Raw genomic sequence first — 859 nt, 5'->3', positions numbered from 1 at the left:
CTAGGCTCCAGACTCATTGATTTACAGCCAGAACAGCACGGTAGCAGCGAGAGCGATGGCCGAGAGGAATACCTTTGGGCATCTGTCATATCGGGTGGCAATCCGCCGCCAGTCCTTCAGGCGACCGAACATGATCTCAATGCGGTTGCGGCGTTTGTAGCGACGCTTGTCGTACCGGACAGGCTTGTCGCGTGATTGTCGGCCTGGGATGCAGGGCCTAATTCCCCTGTCATCAAGGGCTTCGCGGAACCAGTCTGCGTCATAGCCTCGATCTGCCAGTAGCCAGTCAGCCGATGGCATACTGTTCACCAGAGCCTTGGCTCCCGTGTAATCGCTGACCTGGCCCGCGGATATGAAGAAGCGGATGGGGCGTCCGAGGCTGTCAGCAACAGCGTGCAGTTTCGTATTCATGCCACCTTTGGTACGCCCGATCAGCCTGCCGCGCCCCCCTTTTTCAACCGCAGGCTGGAGGCCGTACGGTGCGCTTTGAGGTATGTAGCGTCAATCATGATCGTCTTGTGATCCGTGCCTTCAGCAGCCAGCCCGGTCATGATCCGAGCGAATACACCCATATCGCTCCATCGTTTCCAGCGATTGTATAGCGTCTTTGGTGGCCCATATTCACGTGGCGCATCGGACCAGCGTAACCCATTGCGGTTGATGAAAATAATCCCGCTCAGTACACGCCGATCATCAACTCTCGGCTTGCCATGGCTCTTTGGAAAGTAAGGCTGAAGCCGCGTCATCTGCTCGTCGGTCAGCCAGAATAGATTACTCATGTTATACCCCTGAAACTCAAGGGTTTGAATCACGCAGCCGAGATGACGGCAACCAAATTAATGGGTCCAGAACCTAGGGT

At 55.8% G+C, this 859-nt stretch carries 1 protein-coding gene; it reads right to left on the bottom strand.

Translation table 11 applies throughout. The annotated features are described in order from the left end of the window. Window positions 1-21: 21 nt before the first annotated feature. A protein-coding gene (locus tag ACR0K5_RS25115; RefSeq protein ID WP_480632226.1) for an IS5 family transposase occupies window positions 22-779 on the bottom strand; the annotation gives its coding sequence in 2 pieces (ribosomal slippage) (window positions 22-458 and window positions 458-779; 759 coding nt in all). Between the last annotated feature and the right edge of the window lie 80 nt (window positions 780-859).

This window comes from Ruegeria sp. AB9 (genome assembly GCF_056542585.1).
Note: the sequence above shows the minus strand (reverse complement) of the source record. Positions and strands in the feature narration are given on the sequence as shown.